This is a genomic window from Coriobacteriia bacterium (assembly GCA_030652115.1).
Classification (GTDB): Bacteria; Actinomycetota; Coriobacteriia; order Anaerosomatales; family Anaerosomataceae; genus UBA6100.
Genome location: JAUSBK010000008.1, coordinates 128211 through 144939, shown reverse-complemented (window position 1 = coordinate 144939; position 16729 = coordinate 128211). Strand labels below are relative to the sequence as shown.

The 16729-nt window shown below is 66.8% G+C and carries 17 protein-coding genes and 1 pseudogene; all 18 read right to left on the bottom strand.

Annotated features, from left to right (window positions below):
• Positions 1 to 7: 7 nt before the first annotated feature.
• The 18 genes and pseudogenes from glyA to lysA all read right to left on the bottom strand — a co-directional run bounded on the left by glyA (position 8) and on the right by lysA (position 16712).
• A complete protein-coding gene (gene glyA / locus Q7W51_07040; GenBank protein ID MDO8848123.1) occupies positions 8 to 1252 on the bottom strand; it encodes a serine hydroxymethyltransferase in 1245 nt (414 codons plus the stop codon).
• Between the two features lie 14 nt (positions 1253 to 1266).
• Entirely contained in the window at positions 1267 to 1713 is a 447-nt protein-coding gene (gene rpiB, locus Q7W51_07035) for a ribose 5-phosphate isomerase B (GenBank protein MDO8848122.1), read from the bottom strand.
• An 85-nt stretch (positions 1714 to 1798) separates the two neighbouring features.
• Positions 1799 to 2443, bottom strand: coding sequence for an L-threonylcarbamoyladenylate synthase (locus tag Q7W51_07030; GenBank protein MDO8848121.1), 645 nt, complete (start codon positions 2441 to 2443; stop codon positions 1799 to 1801).
• Positions 2440 to 3321 (bottom strand): peptide chain release factor N(5)-glutamine methyltransferase, encoded by an 882-nt coding sequence (prmC, locus tag Q7W51_07025; protein ID MDO8848120.1) that lies wholly within the window; start codon positions 3319 to 3321, stop codon positions 2440 to 2442. Before prmC ends, Q7W51_07030 begins: the two co-directional genes overlap by 4 nt.
• Positions 3322 to 4389: a peptide chain release factor 1 gene (gene prfA, locus Q7W51_07020; GenBank protein MDO8848119.1), complete on the bottom strand. Its 1068-nt coding sequence runs from the start codon at positions 4387 to 4389 to the stop codon at positions 3322 to 3324.
• Between the two features lie 12 nt (positions 4390 to 4401).
• Complete coding sequence (locus tag Q7W51_07015) at positions 4402 to 5394, bottom strand: DUF1385 domain-containing protein (GenBank protein ID MDO8848118.1); 993 nt, start codon at positions 5392 to 5394, stop codon at positions 4402 to 4404.
• 3 nt (positions 5395 to 5397) lie between these two features.
• Positions 5398 to 6081: an FAD-dependent thymidylate synthase gene (gene thyX / locus Q7W51_07010; GenBank protein ID MDO8848117.1), complete on the bottom strand. Its 684-nt coding sequence runs from the start codon at positions 6079 to 6081 to the stop codon at positions 5398 to 5400.
• Between the two features lie 73 nt (positions 6082 to 6154).
• Positions 6155 to 6595 (bottom strand): 50S ribosomal protein L31, encoded by a 441-nt coding sequence (gene rpmE, locus Q7W51_07005; protein ID MDO8848116.1) that lies wholly within the window; start codon positions 6593 to 6595, stop codon positions 6155 to 6157.
• An 89-nt stretch (positions 6596 to 6684) separates the two neighbouring features.
• Positions 6685 to 7071, bottom strand: a complete 387-nt coding sequence (locus Q7W51_07000) for a DUF302 domain-containing protein (GenBank protein MDO8848115.1) — start codon at positions 7069 to 7071, stop codon at positions 6685 to 6687.
• Between the two features lie 259 nt (positions 7072 to 7330).
• Positions 7331 to 8620: pseudogene (gene rho / locus Q7W51_06995) on the bottom strand (transcription termination factor Rho).
• 59 nt (positions 8621 to 8679) lie between these two features.
• Positions 8680 to 9342 carry a fructose-6-phosphate aldolase gene (gene fsa / locus Q7W51_06990; protein MDO8848114.1) on the bottom strand — a complete coding sequence of 221 codons (663 nt, stop codon included), beginning with the start codon at positions 9340 to 9342 and terminating at the stop codon, positions 8680 to 8682.
• Complete coding sequence (locus Q7W51_06985) at positions 9339 to 10298, bottom strand: hypothetical protein (GenBank protein ID MDO8848113.1); 960 nt, start codon at positions 10296 to 10298, stop codon at positions 9339 to 9341. Before Q7W51_06985 ends, fsa begins: the two co-directional genes overlap by 4 nt.
• A gap of 2 nt (positions 10299 to 10300) precedes the next feature.
• Positions 10301 to 11641, bottom strand: a complete 1341-nt coding sequence (locus tag Q7W51_06980) for a 2,3-diphosphoglycerate synthetase (protein MDO8848112.1) — start codon at positions 11639 to 11641, stop codon at positions 10301 to 10303.
• Positions 11641 to 12441: a metallophosphoesterase gene (locus Q7W51_06975; protein ID MDO8848111.1), complete on the bottom strand. Its 801-nt coding sequence runs from the start codon at positions 12439 to 12441 to the stop codon at positions 11641 to 11643. The genes Q7W51_06980 and Q7W51_06975 overlap by 1 nt, the downstream gene beginning before the upstream one ends.
• Before the next feature lie 108 nt (positions 12442 to 12549).
• Positions 12550 to 13467 carry a homoserine kinase gene (gene thrB, locus Q7W51_06970; GenBank protein MDO8848110.1) on the bottom strand — a complete coding sequence of 306 codons (918 nt, stop codon included), beginning with the start codon at positions 13465 to 13467 and terminating at the stop codon, positions 12550 to 12552.
• A gap of 3 nt (positions 13468 to 13470) precedes the next feature.
• The gene (locus Q7W51_06965) at positions 13471 to 14757 is read right to left on the bottom strand and encodes a homoserine dehydrogenase (GenBank protein MDO8848109.1); all 1287 of its coding nucleotides are present in this window, start codon (positions 14755 to 14757) and stop codon (positions 13471 to 13473) included.
• Positions 14758 to 14857: 100 nt separating this feature from the next.
• Positions 14858 to 15322, bottom strand: coding sequence for a YbaN family protein (locus tag Q7W51_06960; protein ID MDO8848108.1), 465 nt, complete (start codon positions 15320 to 15322; stop codon positions 14858 to 14860).
• Positions 15323 to 15350: 28 nt separating this feature from the next.
• Positions 15351 to 16712 (bottom strand): diaminopimelate decarboxylase, encoded by a 1362-nt coding sequence (gene lysA, locus Q7W51_06955; GenBank protein ID MDO8848107.1) that lies wholly within the window; start codon positions 16710 to 16712, stop codon positions 15351 to 15353.
• Positions 16713 to 16729: the final 17 nt, after the last annotated feature.

The window sequence follows — 16729 nt, the reverse complement described above, 5'->3', positions numbered from 1 at the left end:
CCTTGGGCTAGAGCTCGGGATAGAGCGGGTGCGCATCCACGAGCGCGCGGACCTCGGCCTTGATGGCCTCGAGCTTCGCGGGCTCGTCGCGCTTGAAGATCGTCTCGGCGAGCAGGCGTCCCACGGTGTGGGCCTCCTCCTCGTTGAAGCCGCGTGTGGTCATCGCCGCCGAACCGACGCGGATGCCGCTCGTGACGAACGGGCTCTCCGGGTCGTTCGGGATGGCGTTCTTGTTCACCGTGAAGCCGACCTCTTCGAGCAGCCTCTCCGCGTCTTTGCCGGTGACCTGCGCAGGGCGCAGGTCCACGAGCATCAGGTGGTTGTCGGTACCGCCTGAGACGAGCCGCAAGCCCGCCTCGACCATCGCCTCGCCCATTACGCGAGCGTTGACGACGACAGAATCGATGTACGCCTTGAACTCCGGCTGCATCGCCTCGGAAAACGCGGCCGCCTTCGCCGCGATGATGTGCTCGAGCGGACCGCCCTGGATGCCCGGGAAGACCGCCTTGTCGATGGCGACCTGGTGCTCGGCTTTGCAGAGGATGAGACCGCTTCTCGGGCCGCGGAGCGTCTTGTGCGTGGTCGAGGTCACCACGTCGGCGTGCGGGACGGGCGACGGATGCGCGCCTGTGGCCACGAGGCCGGCGATGTGCGCCATGTCCACCATGAGCTTTGCGCCCACCTCGGCGGCGATCGCCCCGAACCGCTCAAAGTCGATGATGCGTGGGTACGCCGAGGCACCGGCCACGATCATCGTCGGCCGATGCTCTTTGGCGAGTCGCTCGACCTCGTCGTAGTCGATGCGCTCGTCGGGGCCCAGGCCGTAGGGCACCACGTTGAACCACTTGCCCGAGAAGTTGACTGGCGAGCCATGCGTGAGGTGTCCACCCATGGCGAGACTCATGCCGAGGTAGGTGTCGCCCGGCTGCATGAAGGCGTAGAAGGCGGCGAGGTTCGCCGGCGCGCCCGCGTGAGGCTGTACGTTGGCGTGCTCGGCGCCGAAGAGCGCCTTCGCGCGGTCGCGCGCGAGGTTCTCCACCACATCCACGCGCTCGCAACCGCCGTAGTAGCGCTTGCCCGGCAGGCCCTCGGCGTACTTGTTCGTAAGCACGGTGCCCGCGGCTTCGAGCACGGCCATCGAGACGAAGTTCTCCGACGCGATCAGCTCGATCGTGCCCCGCTGCCGTGCCAACTCGGCGTCGATCGCCTGAGCGAGCTCGGGGTCGGACTGGGGCAGGTAGCGCAGCGCCATCTCGGTTCCTTCCGTTACGCCTGACTGTCTTCGAACCCGGTGATCTTGTCGATCCGGCGCTGGTGACGCCCGTTCTCGTACTCGGTTGAAAGGAAGGCCTCGAGCACCGCGTCGGCCTGAGCCGGCTCGAGATACCTGCCCGCCAGCGTGATCACGTTCGCGTTGTTGTGCCGCCGCGCCATGCGCGCCATCTCGGGATCCGAGAGCGGAACCGCCCGCACGCCGGCGAACTTGTTGGCGGCTATCGCCATCCCAAGGCCGGTGCCGCACACGAGCACGCCGAAATCGGCTTTGCCGCTCCCGACCGCGAGCGCTACCTCCCGGGCATAGTCCGGGTAGTCCACCGAGTCCTCGGCGGCGGTCCCCACGTCCACCACCTCGTGGCCGAACGCGCGGAGCGTTTCGCGGACATGCTCCTTGAGTTGGAAGCCGGCGTGATCGGCGCCGAGGTAGATGCGCATGGACTCCCCTAACGACGGCTGCGGGAGGCTGCCCGGTGACGGGCGCCTCCCGCAGATTGTAGCGTATCAACGAAGCCGTTCGGCCCTAGGCCGTCAGCCCTTTGGCAACGGCCATGATCTCCTCGGCAGGGACCGGACCGATCCTCGTCACGATCGGCTCGGGACCCGTGCAATCCACGACCGTGGACGCCTGCTTGTGCGGCGTCTCCCCACCGTCGAGGGTGACGTCGGCCGCCGCGATGATGCGCTCCTCAAGCTCCTCGAACGACGCGGCCGCGGGCTGGCCGGAGGTGTTCGCCGAGGTGGTGATGATCGCCGCGCCGCTCGCGCGGATGAGCTCCTGCACCAGTTCGTGGTCCGGCGAGCGCAGCGCCACTGCACCGCGGTCGTCCCGGAACTCGGGTGCGACGATGTCGGCCGCCTTCACCACGATGGTGAGAGCGCCGGGCCAGAACGCCTTGGCAAGCCGGTGAGCGTACTCGGGTGCCTCCACGCCGTACTTGTCGAGTGCCGCCTCATCCTCGACGAGCCACGGCAGGGGCTTGTTCTTGGGCCGCATCTTGATGTCGATGATCTCCTGCGGACCCAGACACGACGTAGCGGAAGCGCCGATCCCATACACGGTCTCGGTCGGGAACACGACGATGCCCCCGTCCCTCAAGATCGTGGCGGCGAGATTGACGACTTCCGCCGAGGGGTTTTCGGGGTCGATGTGGATCACCTTGTTCATGGCTGCATCGCCCTACCTTTCCGTGCATAGACGATCCGGTCCCGTCCGGTCAGGTCCTTGCGGACCGTTACACCCTCAAATCCTGCTTCAAGGAGCGCCGCGGCGCTCGCCACTCGCCCGCTGTCGAGTTCGATTGCGAGTCCGCCCCCCGGTGTGAGCCAGCGCCCGGCCCCATCGGCGATCCGTCGAAAGACGTCCAGCCCGTCCGCGCCGCCATCGAGCGCCTCGTGGGGCTCGAAGCCGAGCACCTCGGCGGGCAGATCGGGAAGATCCGCGCTGGGAACGTACGGGGGGTTCGACACGATGAAGTCGATGGTCCCGAGGAGTTCTGCCGGCAGCGGATCGAAAAGGTCTCCATGAACTACTTGTACCCTGTCTGCTACTTCCGCGTGAAGCGCATTTCGACAAGCGGTACCGAATGCCGTCTGTCCGAGTTCGACGGCCCATACGCGAGCGTCCGGATGCTCGGTTGCGATCGACACGGCTACGCAGCCGGACCCCGTGCAGAGGTCGATCACCCGGGGCGCTGCCATGTCCGCGATGTGCTCGAGCGCCACGTCCACGAGCACCTCGGTCTCCGGCCGCGGGATGAACACGCCGGGCTCCACGTGCACCACGAGGTGGCGAAAGGGCATCTCGCCGGTCACGTACTGCAGCGGCATCCCCTCGGCACGTCGCGCCACGAGCGTCCGATACCGCTCGCGTTCTTCGGGCGAGAGCGGGCGGTCGAAGTAGGCGTAGAGTTCCACGCGCGAGAGCCCGGTGGCCGATGAGAGCAGCCACTCGGCCGAGCGACGAGGATGCTCGTCGTTCTTGCGGCCGAGGAACTCGACTGTCCAATCCAGCGCGTCTTTGACTGTCCAGACGCGCTCGGCCACCTAGACCACCGCCGCCAGCCGCTCGGCCCGGTCGGCGGCCGCCAACCCCTCGAGCAGGGCATCGAGGTCCCCCATGAGCACCCCCGGCAGGTTGTGCACCGTAAGCCCGATCCTGTGGTCGGTGATGCGGTCCTGCGGCACGTTGTAGGTGCGGATCTTCTCGCTCCTGTCGCCCGAGCCGATCTGGCTCTTGCGGGCGGCACCGAGCTCGGCCTGCTGGCGGTCCATTTCGGCCTCGTAGAGGCGCGCGCGCAACACGCGCATCGCTGCCTCCTTGTTCTGCAGCTGGGACTTCTGGTTCTGCGACTGCACGACCACGCCCGTGGGCAGGTGGGTGATGCGGACCGCCGAGTCGGTGGTGTTCACGCTCTGGCCGCCGGGACCGCTCGAGCGGTACACGTCGACCCTAAGGTCGCACTGGTTGATCTCGATCTCCACGTCCTCGGCCTCGGGCAGCACCGCCACGGTCGCGGTGGACGTGTGGATGCGGCCCTGGCTCTCGGTGGCGGGCACGCGCTGCACGCGGTGGACGCCACTCTCGAACTTCATCTTCGAGTAGACGCCCTTGCCCTTGATCATGAAGGAGACGTCTTTGTAGCCGCCGACTTCGTTCTCGCCGGCGTCGATCTCCTCGACCTTCCACTTCTGCGTCTCGGCATAGCGCGTGTACATGCGGTAGAGGTCGCCCGCGAACAGGCCCGCCTCATCGCCACCGGCACCGGCGCGGATCTCGACGATGACGTTCTTCTCGTCGTTCGGGTCGGCCGGGAGCATCATCACCTTGAGCTCTTCCTCGAGCGGTTCCAGGTGCGCCTCGAGTTCGTCGAGCTCGTCTTTCGCGAGCTCCTTCATCTCGGCTTCGCTCTCGGTCTTGAGCATCTCCCGAGCATCGGCGATGCCATCGAGCACGCCGAAGTACTCGCGGATCTTCGTTGCGAGCTGCGTCATGGCCGAGTGCTCCTTGGCCAGACGGGCGTACTCCTTCTGGTCGTTCAGGACCGCCTGGTCCGAGAGCTTCGCGGTGATCTCATCGTAGGTCGCGAGTATGGACTGGAGCTTCTCACGCATGGTGACTGGTCCTCACAGGTCGATCGTTTCCGGCACGCACGCTGGCGCCTCGCCGCGGGCTGCCGCTTCGGCATCCTCGCGTGCAACGACGAGGTTCATCGCCGCGACTGCGATCTCCACCATGCTGTCATCCGGCGGCGCGGTCGTCAGTCGCTGCATCTGCATGCCCGGCCAGAGCAACACCTTCACGAGCGGGTTGTCAGGGTGCGTCCCCGCCCACTTCACGGTGATCTCGTAGGCGATTCCCGCGATGAGCGGGAGCAGCAGGATGCGGGTGGAGATGTTGAAGAGCAGGATCCATCCGCGAGCGCTCACACCCCACAGCGCGAGGATCGCCTTGCCGGGCACGAGCGAGAACACCGCGATCGCCACGACCATCACCATCAGCAGGAATGATGTGCCGCACCGCACGTGCAGCGTGCCGTACCGCTGGATGACATCGGTCTCGAGCGGGAGGCCGTGCTCGTAGGCGTGGATCGTCTTGTGCTCGGCGCCGTGGTAGGCGAAGACCCGATGGATCTCCTTGATGCGGCTCACCGCCCAGATGTAGAGGAAGAACGCCACGAGGCGCAGCACGCCGTCCACGACGTTCCAGGTGAACGGCTGCTCGATCGAGTCAACGAACAGGTTGGTGACTATGGCCGGCAAGACGATGAAGAGCCCGATCGCCAGCCCGAGGCCAAGCACCATCGTGAACCCGATCTCCTTGGAGGTGAGCTGCTCCTCCTCGGTCTCGCCGGCGTGCTCCGCCGAGATGCCGAACGCCTTGATGGCAAGCACCATCGTCTCGTAGAAACCCCACATGCCGCGGATGATCGGCCACTTGAGCCAGGCATGCTTGTCCTTGGCCGAGACCAGGTCATGCTCCTCGGTGTAGATCTGACCGGAAGGCTCCCGTACCGCGACGGCCCAGTTGTACTTGCCGCGCATCATGATGCCCTCGAGCAGGGCCTGTCCGCCGATGTGGGTCGGGCGGATCGTGCACTCGTCGTGCGTCTCGGACATCTGCTACTCCCGCTTCGCGGCTTTGGGGTACGGATCGCCGCACGTCATCTTGCCCTCGCGGCACGGACCCCGGCGGCACGATGCCCCGGCGTCCATGAAGATGTACGGAGCAGTGGGCTCGGCGAGCTCGAGCATGGCGAGCGCGAGATCGCATATCTCCCACTGCGCCCGCTTGCAGCAGCGCAGTTCGAAGAAGTGGAGCAGCTCGCGAACGTTCATGGTGACGACGATCTTCGTCTCCATCGCGTTCGGGAGCAGGTAGCGCGCGTCTTCGGCGGGTACTCCCGCGTCGAGCAGGCCGCGGTATGCGTCGAACGCGGCCCGGGTCGCAGTGGCGAACGCCTCGGCGGCCACCGGATCGCCGGCCACCGACGGCGGGACCACGAACGACGGCTCCTCGGCGTAGGTGACGTAGCGCTGCGACTGCTGGTTGTAGCTCGCCAGCCGATGTCGCACCAGCTGGTGCGTGAGCGCGCGGCTCACGCCGTCGATCGCGAACGTGTAGCTCGCGTGCTCGAGCGCCGAGGTGTGGCCCGAGGTGATGATCGTCTTGAGGACCTTCCGGACCGCTTCGTCGCTCATGACCTCGAGCAGCTCCGCGGCACCGACCGGCGCGTAGCACAACCGCGCGGCGGCGGCGATGGCGCGTTCCGGATCGGATGTGTGGTTGAGCAGCCTCACGTCCACGGACGGTCCTCCATAACACAGGAAGGCGGGGCTTCCCCGCCTTCCCGATGATACCAGCGTCGCGCTACCGAACCTACTCGGCGCTCGCCTCTTCGACGGCCTCAACGGCGTCGTCAGCAACCTCGGCGCCGTCCTCGACCACGTCGGCAGCGGCCTCGCCGCTCTCGACGGCGGCCTCGACCTCGACCTTGGCGGTACGGTCGACTTTCGTGGAGTCCTTCACGGCCTTTGCCTCGCGAGCCACGAGCGCGGCTTCCTCGGCGGTCTTCTGGCGCGCCTCGCGTGCGGCGGCCTCCTTCTCGGCCACGGCTGCGGCGGCGTTACCGAACTTGTCGGCAAAGCGCTGCACGCGACCGCCCGAGTCGACGAGCTTCTGGGTGCCGGTGAAGAACGGGTGACACTTGGAGCAGAGCTCGACGTGGAGCTCAGGCTTGGTGGAACGGGTCTGGAAGGTCTCGCCGCACGAGCAGGTGACCTTGCAGTCGACGTAGTCAGGGTGGATACCGGTACGCACTTTGGGACCTCCATACGTATGCACCTGGTTTCCGACCAGGCGCTGGTGACAGCCGACGAATCATAGCACGGGGTGTGACACGCGACAATCTAGACTGCTGCACGTTCCATGATGCGGACGATCGCCTGCTCGACCTCGTCGGGCACATCACCGAGATCAGCCTCCGGAAAGAAGCCGCCGATGATGGTCGGCCGCATGGTAGTGACCTTCACCGCGTCGCCCTCGGCGTACACCATGATGGGGCACGGCAGCATGAGGCCGATGCGCACGTCCGCTGCCAGTACCGCGTGCGCGTGCTTCGCGCTGCACACCTCAACGATCGTCACGCGCTCGCGCTCGAATCCCTTCTCGGCGAGCGTGGCCGAGACATCGTGGGTGGCGAGCACACGGAACTTGGCAGCCGCCGTCTCTTCGACCACGGCCCGCACGGTCGCATCGAAGTCCTTGCCGCTCGTGATGGTGACGTCCATGTCCATGGTTCGCTCCTTTGCCGGGGGCACTGCGCGCAGTATACCCCCCGGGGTATACTTTGCTCAAGAGTGAAGTCTCCGCATTCTTGGTCTTACCCTTCAGCGAGGCGGAAGCCGTGAGGCCGCGACACGCGCCTGCCCGGTCTTGACCTTACCGAGTATTGCCGCGACCCGGGAGGGAGACCTAAGCGCAGCCTCCGCAGGCGCGGGCTTCGCGCCGAGGACAGCAAGCGTGGTCTACCCTCCCGGGTCGCGTACAGAATGCCTAGAGTTCGATCCCGTTGGTGGTGCGCTTGTCGCTCGCGCTCTTGGCCATCTTGGTGAGGAACTCCTGATTGGACTTCGTCTGCTTGAGGCCCTTGATGAGCATGTCCATGGCGCGCTCCGTGGAGTCTACGCCGTGCAGGATCCGCCTGAGACCCCACACGAACGGCGCCTCCATCGGGTCGAGGATGAGCTCCTCCTTGCGGGTGCCCGAGGTGATCACGTCGATGGCCGGGAAGATACGCCGGTCGGCGAGGCGGCGGTCGAGTCGGAGCTCCATGTTGCCGGTGCCCTTGAACTCCTCGAAGATCACCTCGTCCATCTTCGAGCCGGTGTCCACAAGCGCGGTCGCAAGGATGGTGAGCGAGCCGCCGCCCTCGATGTTGCGCGCCGCGCCGAAGAACTTCTTCGGCGGATAGAGCGCAGTGGAGTCGACACCGCCAGACAGGATGCGGCCGGATGCCGGGGTCGCGAGGTTGTAGGCGCGCGCGAGTCGCGTGATCGAGTCGAGCAGGATGACCACGTCGTAGCCGGCCTCGACGAGGCGCTTGGCGCGCTCCATCACGAGCTCGGCGACCGCGATATGGTTGTCCGCAGGCATGTCGAACGTCGAGGAGACGACCTCGCCTTTGATCGAGCGCTCCATGTCGGTGACTTCCTCGGGCCGCTCGTCTACGAGCAGGCACATGAGGTAGACCTCAGGGTTGTTCGCGCTGATCGAAGCGGCGATGTCCTTGAGCACGGTCGTCTTGCCCGCCTTCGGCGGAGAGACGATGAGCCCGCGCTGACCCTTGCCGATCGGAGCGACGAGGTCGATCACGCGAGCCGTGATCTCCTTCTCGCCGTGCTCGAGGCGGAGGCGCTCGTCCGGGTACACCGGCACGAGGTCGCGGAACACCTTGCGGCGGCGCGCCTCCTCGGGGTCGTGGCCATTCACGGCCACAACGCGCGTGAGGGCCGGATACTTCTCCGACTCCTTGGGCGGACGCACCTGGCCCTTGATCATGTCGCCGCGGCGAAGGTCGGCGCGGCGGATCTGCGACATCGAGCAGTACACGTCGTTGTCGCCCGGCAGGTATCCGCTCGTGCGGATGAACCCGTAGCCTTCGGGAAGCACATCGAGGATGCCGAGAATGTCCACGAAGCCCTCGGACTTGATCTTGGCGTTGTACACCGCCTCGATGAGCTCTTCCTTCTTCTTGAGAAGCTTCACGTCGAGTTCGATCTCGGCCGCCATCGCGCGGAGCTCGGCCACGGTTTTCGCCTGAAGCTCCTCACGGGTGATCGAGGGCTGGACAACCTCCTGCGGCTGGCCGCCACCACGGCGACCGCGCTTGCGGGGACGTGCACTCACGCGTTCTTCACCTTCTCCCAGTCTGCAAGAAACGCTTCGAGTCCGCGATCGGTGAGCGGGTGCTTCACCAGCTTCTCGAGAACGCCGAACGGCACGGTGGCGATGTCCGCACCCATCATGGCGGCGGCGACAACGTGCTGGTTATGCCGCACGGAGGCGGCGATGACCTCGACCGGATGATCGAAGTCGTAGTGGTTGAGCGCGACGATCATGTTGCTCAAGTGCTCGAGGCCGTCTTCGGAGATGTCATCGAAACGGCCGATGAACGGGCTCACGTAGCGAGCACCCGCGCGGGCGGCCATGAGCGCCTGCGGAACGGTGAAGCAGAGCGTCATGTTGACGTCCATGCCCTCGGCCGCAAGCGTCTTGGTGGCGGCAAGGCCTTCCGGCATGACCGGCACCTTCACGACCACGTTAGGCGCAAGCGCTGCGAGTTCGCGGCCTTCGGCCACGATCCCCTCGCGGTCGAGACTCACCGTCTCGGCCGAGACAGGACCGTCGCAGATGTCGCAGATCCGCTGGATGTGGCTGTGGAAGCCGGCAAGCGAGCCGCCCTCGCGCGCATACAGCGTCGGGTTGGTCGTTACGCCCGCGAGCACACCCCACGAGGCCGCTTCCTCGATCTCCCGCAGATTGGCGGTGTCCAAGAAGAACTTCATCTGCCTTGCTTCCTCTCACTCGGCGGACTACAGACTTCGTCCGCTCCTGTCCGCTCGTCGGTGCATATGACCGTGTCCACGATGAGCTCGAGCACTTCGGCCACCGTGCGGTCGAGCTGGTGACTGTGAACGACCGGTATGCCGTGTTCCACCGCAAGGTCCTCGACGTACCGGCCGAGCAGCCGGATGTTGTCGAAGTTCGCCCGATACCGCTCGAACGGCCGCATCCCGTCGGTCTGAATCTCGCGGATGTAGAAGTGGCTGCGGTGCGCCTCTTCGTCGTCCACCGATATCAGGAGTTGTACGACATGCGCGTTCTTGAACGGGGAAGGCTCGATGTACCCCGGAGCGACGTGGATGCCCTCAAGCACCATGCTGACGCCCTCTACCACCGCGCGATCGATGAGCGACTTCATGCCGGTGGCCACGACGGCGGCCTGCTCGCGGAATCCAACGATAACGGGACTGGCGCCGCGGGGGACGGGAACCCTCAGACCGCGCCACGCATCGAACGAACTCTCGTAGATCGCGGGCATGAGTTCCCGAGAGAAGATACCACGCATGACCTCACGAATGCTATCTGTCGAGACGAAGCGCGTGATACCGAGCCGGTGCGCGACCTCGGCCGCGATGGTGGACTTGCCGACGCCGGTGGTGCCGCCGATGAGCACGATCAGCGGTCGCTCGAGCCGCGAGATGTCATTGAGACGCCGGTAGCGGGTGGCGATGTCGGGGCCGGCGTCCTCGGCCAAGACCCGCTCGGCGTGGTCGTGCAATTCGGCGAGCGTCACTTCGAGACGACCCTCGGCACGCATCTCGTCCTGCACGCGTTGCGCGGCAGCGTAAGCGCGACCCGGGCTCAAGCCGGTCGCGGTGAAGGTCTGCGCGAGCAGGCCCTTGCTCATCGGCAGACCGTGCTTCTGGTCCTGGATGATGACGGGTGGATTGTTGGGCATCATCAGCTCCTGGCTTCGTGTCGCATGGCCGAGAGGCCCACGACATGGTCGATCACGGCGGCAAGATCGCCGCCGTCGGTCGATACGGGCTCGTTGTCGCACAAGACCGTCGGGACTCCCGCCTCCGCCCCCGCGGCCGCGACGACGTCGATCGCCGCGGCCTTGAGCTCGGTGAGCAGCAGGTCGTAACGGCCCGACCGGGCGGCCATGTCCTCGCGCAGGCGAGCCCGGTCCGAAAGATGCGGGCTGGCGCCCACGACCTCGCAGCCGTAGACCGATTCGAGGTGCGACGTGAGGACCGGCATGAGCGACGCCGGCGCGGTCGTCGCGAAGAACACGCGCGCGCCCGACACGTCGGCGAGCGGGCGTGGCCGGAAGGTCACGAGCACCACAGGCACGTCCTCGCGCACCGTGCGTATGGCCGCCACGAGTTCCGCGAGCGCCGCCGGGTCGGCGATGGGCTCCTCGGCGCCGGCCACCACCACGGCATCGGCGAGCCGGAGCCGGAACGGCCCGAAGTAGTCGCGCACGTACGGCACGCCCTGCCCCGCGCCCACCACGAGCAGCGTAGCGTCGGCGTGCACCGGCGGGATCGCCGCGCCCGAACCCTCGAGCACCATCAGGTCTTTGCCGAGCGAGTCGGCGAGCAGCGCGCCTTCGGCTACGTTGCTGAAGAACGTCTCCCCCGCCAATCCGCCGCCGCAGCGACGACAGCCCACCGTGGTCACGCGGCTCATGACCGCGTCCTCGTAGTTGTCCGAGGAGGCGTGCACGCCTTGTCGCGCAAGCGCGAGGAGGTCGTCGGTGGTGAGCGCCACCAAGTCGCCCCGAATGAGTTCGGGTGCAGCCGGACCGCCCCTGCCCATCGCGAGCACGACGATGTCGCGACCGGCCGCCTTCAGGTACCGGGCCACATGGGCCGAGACTGCGGTCTTGCCCACCCGCTTACCCGTGCCGATGATCGCCAGGCTCGGCGTGGCAGTCCGGAGATCGCGGTGCGGGGGATCGAAGCTGAAGTCGGCACCGCGGTACCCCACGCCGAGTCCGAGTGCAACGCCGGCGAGCGCCATGCGGTCGGCTGCCGAGAGCACCGGCTCGTCCGAGAGGTCGACCACGACCTCGGGGGCATAGCGCTCCACCGCCTCGGCAAGGGCCGCCTGTCGATCGGGCCCGACGACCACGGGGACGCCATAGGCCTCCTCGCTCGCGGCGGCGTCGACCTTCTCGGTGCCCCCGATGAAGACCGCCGCGAGGACCTCGTGCGTTCGGCCCAGTTCGCCGAGCGCGAAGCGCACGACCGGCGGGTAGTGCTCGCCGTCGATGAGCGCGATCGCACGCGGCATCAGTCGCACTCCCCCTGGCGGCCATCGGCATGCGGACGCCAGGTACACTCCCGGCGCAGGTCTCGCTCGAAGTCGGCAACCACCTCGGGATCGTGGAACGGATGCTTCAGCACTATGCGGACGCGGTCCGGGTAGATCTCGATGACGTTGTAGCTGGCGCGCGTCATGCCCCTGAGACGGTGCGAGCATGCCGTGCCGGCGTTCACGATCACCATCTCCTCGAGCCGCCACACGTTGGGCACGTGCTTGTGGCCGCACATGACCACGTCGCAGCCGCTGCCGTTCAGCACGCGCAGCAGGTCTCCGGCGTCGTAGACGATGTTGCGCTCGCGGCCGGTGCCCGGAACGGGCAGCAGGTGGTGGTGCAGCGCCACGATCTTGAACTCGGCGGGGTCCGAGAAGCGCTCCTGAATCCACTCGTAGCGCTGACGGCCGATGCGCCCGGAATCGAGATCCGGCTCGGAGGAGTCCAGGCCGAGCACGTGAACGCCCCGGAACGCCATCTCGGTGGATCGCGGGCCGAACAGCTCCTCGAAGTGGAGGTCGCCGACGTTGCGTGCGTCGTGGTTGCCGGGAAGCACCATCACGTGCTCGACTCGCATGCGTGAGATCAACCGGTGCGCGACTTTGAACTCCTGCCGAAAGCCCATGTCCGTGAGGTCCCCGGTGACCACGAGCGCATCCGGGGCGAGCTCGTTGATCTCGTCTACCACGCGCGTGGCGAGACTCGGGATGTGGTACTGGGACCCGCAGTGCATGTCCGAGATCTGCGCGATGATGACCGGGCGCTCGTCACTCATGGATGCTCCGATTCCGAAAGCGCGCATATGCCGAGGCGTCGAACCGGCAAGCGCATTGGGATACCGTGTTCATTCCCCATCGTGGCTCTTTCCGAGACACCCGTGCGTCTACGCAGACTGTCGCGCGCCAACGCGATCGATAGGCAGCGGCAGCACCCGGCCTCTGCCGATGCCGTCGAGCGCCGTACGGGCGACCTCCGCAAGCACCCGCGCGCGTTCGAGCGCCCTGGCGTCGCTCAGCTCCTGCACGAGGGCGATCACGGTCGGTCCCGCGCCGGAGAGCACGGCGGGTCCCGCACCGACCGCCTCAAGCAGGCTGCGGATGGCGTCGAGATCCGGAACCAGTTCCTCCCGGTAACGCTCATGGATGGCGTCGTGCAGACCGGTCTCTAGGAACTCGCGCGTGCCCGTCGCCAGTCCGAGGGCGACAAGCGCGGCGCGGCCCGCGTTGGCAGCCGCATCGGCGTGCGGCACGCTCGCCGGCAACGCCTCGCGCGCGAGCGAGGTAGAAAGCTCCTGCTCGCCGATCACGATCAGCGCGGCCAGGCCACCCGCCGGATCCACGTGCGCGCAGGTGAGATGCGGCACCGCGCCCGAGACGACCGTGAAGCCCCCGTAGAGCGCAGCGGCCACGTTGTCGGCGTGTCCTTCAGCCTCGGCCGCGATCTCAAGCAGGCGGCGCTTCCCGAGGTGTGTGCCCGCCAGCGCGTCGCCGAGGACCAGCCCCCCGACGATTGCCGCGGCCGAAGACCCAAGCCCACGGCCCACGGGAATCCCGTTGTGACAGACGATGTCAGCCGCAAGGTCAGGCTGCTCCACCTCGGCGAACACGCGCTTCATCGCCCGAACGACCTCGTTGCTCTCGTCGGCGTGGAGTCGCCCTGCTCCCTCGCCGCGGACCTCGACACGCCAGGTGGCGGCGAGTTCACCCTCGAACTCGTTGTAGAGCCCAAGCGCCAGCCCGAACGCGTCGTATCCCGGCCCGAGGTTGGCCGATGACGCTGGCACTGTGACGCTAACGGACACCGGCTACAGCTCCTCCACACGCAGAATGGAGCCAACAGCGTCGACCACGTCGAGCTGCTCGATCGCTGCGAGCGCCAAGCGCATGTCGCGTTCGGCGGCCTCATGGGTGATCCACACGATCTCGGCGCCACCGTCTTCGGCACGCTTCTGGATGACCGAGGCAAGCGACACACCGTGATCGCCGAAGATGCCCGCGATGGCAGCGAGCACGCCCGGCTCGTCGCGGACGTGAATGCGCAGGTAGTACGAGGTGGTGAGGTCGGCGATGTCGCGGACCGGGATGCTCTCGGTGCAGGTGCAGCCGACCAGGGACCGGCACTCGCCCTCGATGTAACGCGCCGCTTCGATGACGTCGCCCACCACAGCCGAGGCGGCCGGAAGAGAGCCGGCGCCCTCGCCGAAGAACATCGTCTCGCCCACCGCGTCGCCCACGACGTAGATGGCGTTGTAGACGCCGTTCACCTTCGCCAGTGGATGGTCCGCGCGGATCATCGTGGGCTGCACGCGGATGTCGAGGCCTTCGGCCGTGCGCTTGCCGATCGCCATGAGCTTGATCACGTAGCCTGTCTCGCGTGCGTAGTCGATGTCGCCGGGTGTGATCGACCGGATGCCCTCGGCGGGCACGTCGGCAAACGTGACGCGCGAGTTGAAGGCGATCGACGCAAGGATGGCGATCTTCGCCGCGGCGTCGAGGCCGTCCACGTCTGCTGTCGGATCCGCCTCGGCGAAGCCGCGCTCCTGCGCCTCGACAAGCACCGTGTCGTAGTCGAGTCCCTCGTCGGCCATCCTCGAGAGCATGTAGTTGGTGGTGCCGTTCACGATGCCGTAGACCGCCTGGATCTCGTTGCTGACCAGGCTGTGCTTGAGTGGGCCGATGATCGGGATGCCGCCACCCACCGCAGCCTCGAACAGGATGTCCGCGCCGGTGGCTGCGGCCGCATCCATGATCTCCTGGCCGTGCGTGGCCATGAGCGCCTTATTGGCGGTCACGACGGTCTTGCCGGCCGCCAGCGCGTCGAGCACGATGCTCCGCGCGACGCCGGTGCCGCCGATGAGCTCGATGACGATGTCGATAGACGGGTCGCCGATGATGTCGGCCGCATCCGTGGTGAACGCCCCGGGCGCGAGGCCGAGAGCCTCGGCGCGCGCGGGATCGCGGTCGGCACAGCGTGCGAGCGCGAGGTCGACGCCGGCGCGTGTGCGGAACTGCTCGCCATGGCGGTTCAGGATCTCCACGACGCCGCTGCCGACGGTGCCGAGGCCGATGAGTCCGACGTTCACAGTGCGCATGAGCGGCGCCTTTCCGGCGAGAGACGAAGTGGTCGTTCGTGCCGTGAAGTATAGCGCAGGCGAACGCACCTCCGCCCCCGCGGGCAGAGCGCCGACGGCTCTATGCGCTTGCATCCTCCGGGTCGCCGTCTCCCTCGGCGGACGGGGCGTCTGGCTCCCCTGACCGCGTGGGGATTCGGAACCCGATGTAGTAGTGCACGCCGACCGCCACTACGAACAGGAGAACGGCATACCCCACGGTCCACGCCCGTACACCCCGGTGCGCCATGATGATCATCCACGACGCCTGCGACGTGATCCACATCGTAGCCAGCGTGATGCGCTTGGCGCGGAGCGGGATGCCCCTGCCCGAGTGGTAGTCCCGGATATACGGCCCGAGGTGCTCGTGTTCGAGCAGCCAGGCGTACAGCCGGTCGGAGCTCCGGATGAAGCACGCCGCCGCGAGCAGCAGGAAGGGCGTCGTCGGCCACATCGGCAGGAAGATGCCGACAACGCCGAGGGCCAGCGCGAGAGCGCCCGTGACCAGGCAGATGTACTTCACCACTCGTCTCATGCCATCACCCATGCGAGACGGATGCCATTCACGCGGACCGCTATCCGAGATCGCTCTTCATGAGGTCTTCGTATGTCTCCCGGCGAAGCGACCAGCGCCACTCGCCGTCGCGCACGAACACCACGCCGGGGCGTACCTGCTTGTTGTAGTTGCTGCTCATCGAGAAGCAGTAGGCGCCGGTGGCGCACACACACACGACGTCGCCCACCTCAGGCATCTGCAGCGGCGCATCCTTGACGACGATGTCGCCGCTCTCGCAGTGCTTGCCGGCGATGGTGGCGACCATCTCGCGAGGCTGGTCGGCCTTGTTCGCGATGATCGCCTCGTAGTGCGCGTCGTAAAGCGAGGTGCGGATATTGTCCGACATCCCGCCGTCGATCGCCACGTACGTGCGGATCCCCGGGATCTCCTTGATCGAGCCGATGGTGTAGAGCGTCACACCGGCGTTCGCGACGATCGAGCGGCCGGGTTCGACTGCCATCCGCGGCACGGGCAGACCGTGGCGCTCGCATTCTTCTTTGATGCCGTCGACCACGATCTTACCGAACTCCTTCACGGTCGAAGGCTCGTCCGGCACGCCGTAGGCCACGCCGAGGCCGCCGCCCACGTCCAGCATGCGGACGTCGTGCCCGGTCTCGGCCTTGATCTGCTGCATGAAGCCGACCATGACCTCGATCGCCTTCGCGTAGCTGTGCAGCGCGAAGATCTGGCTGCCTATGTGCATGTGCAGGCCCTCGAACTCGATACCGGGAAGCGCGATGGCGCGCTTGACGGCCTCCATCGCAAGACCCTGGTTGAGACCGAAGCCGAACTTGGAGTCCTCGGCGCCGGTCATGATGAAGTCGTGCGTGTCGGCGGCCACACCCGGCGTCACACGGATGAGCACCCGCTGCGTGGCGCCTCGCCCGGCCGCAAGCGCCGATAGACGCTCCATCTCCTCGAAGTTGTCCACCACGATGCGCCCGATGCCCGCATCGAGGCACTCGGCCAGTTCGGCCGGCGTCTTGTTGTTGCCGTGCATCTGCACACGCTCCATCGGGAAGCCGGCGCGCAGCGCATAGGCGAGCTCGCCGCCGGAGGCGCAGAGCAGGCAGCACTGCTCCTCCTCGACGATCTTCACCATGCCGAGGGTCAGGAAGGCCTTGCCGGCGTAGACGACGTCGACGTCCTTCCAGTGGTAGCGCGTCCAGGTGACGTAGTCGGCGAGCTGCTGGCGGATGGTCGCTTCGTCCATCACGTAGAGCGCAGTGCCCGCCTCACGTGCCAGCTCAACCATGTCCACGCCGCCGATCCACAGGTGGCCGTCTTTGACCTCGGCGGTTGTCGGCAGGATCGGCATGAGATCGGCCGCGGTCAGCTGATCGGGGGCCGCAGGCGGGCGCGGGGTCGACGGTCGGGCCATGGCGCGTGTTCCTCCCC

Coding starts and splice junctions, on each gene's coding strand:
- prfA (MDO8848119.1), bottom strand. CDS start 4,389: ATGCGTGAGAAGCTCCAGTCCATACTCGCGACCTACGATGAGATCACC.
- Q7W51_06975 (MDO8848111.1), bottom strand. CDS start 12,441: ATGAGTGACGAGCGCCCGGTCATCATCGCGCAGATCTCGGACATGCAC.
- glyA (MDO8848123.1), bottom strand. CDS start 1,252: ATGGCGCTGCGCTACCTGCCCCAGTCCGACCCCGAGCTCGCTCAGGCG.
- Q7W51_06985 (MDO8848113.1), bottom strand. CDS start 10,298: ATGCCCAACAATCCACCCGTCATCATCCAGGACCAGAAGCACGGTCTG.
- fsa (MDO8848114.1), bottom strand. CDS start 9,342: ATGAAGTTCTTCTTGGACACCGCCAATCTGCGGGAGATCGAGGAAGCG.
- Q7W51_06960 (MDO8848108.1), bottom strand. CDS start 15,322: ATGGGTGATGGCATGAGACGAGTGGTGAAGTACATCTGCCTGGTCACG.
- Q7W51_06965 (MDO8848109.1), bottom strand. CDS start 14,757: ATGCGCACTGTGAACGTCGGACTCATCGGCCTCGGCACCGTCGGCAGC.
- rpiB (MDO8848122.1), bottom strand. CDS start 1,713: ATGCGCATCTACCTCGGCGCCGATCACGCCGGCTTCCAACTCAAGGAG.
- Q7W51_07030 (MDO8848121.1), bottom strand. CDS start 2,443: ATGAACAAGGTGATCCACATCGACCCCGAAAACCCCTCGGCGGAAGTC.
- Q7W51_06980 (MDO8848112.1), bottom strand. CDS start 11,641: ATGCCGCGTGCGATCGCGCTCATCGACGGCGAGCACTACCCGCCGGTC.
- Q7W51_07000 (MDO8848115.1), bottom strand. CDS start 7,071: ATGGACATGGACGTCACCATCACGAGCGGCAAGGACTTCGATGCGACC.
- lysA (MDO8848107.1), bottom strand. CDS start 16,712: ATGGCCCGACCGTCGACCCCGCGCCCGCCTGCGGCCCCCGATCAGCTG.
- Q7W51_07015 (MDO8848118.1), bottom strand. CDS start 5,394: ATGTCCGAGACGCACGACGAGTGCACGATCCGCCCGACCCACATCGGC.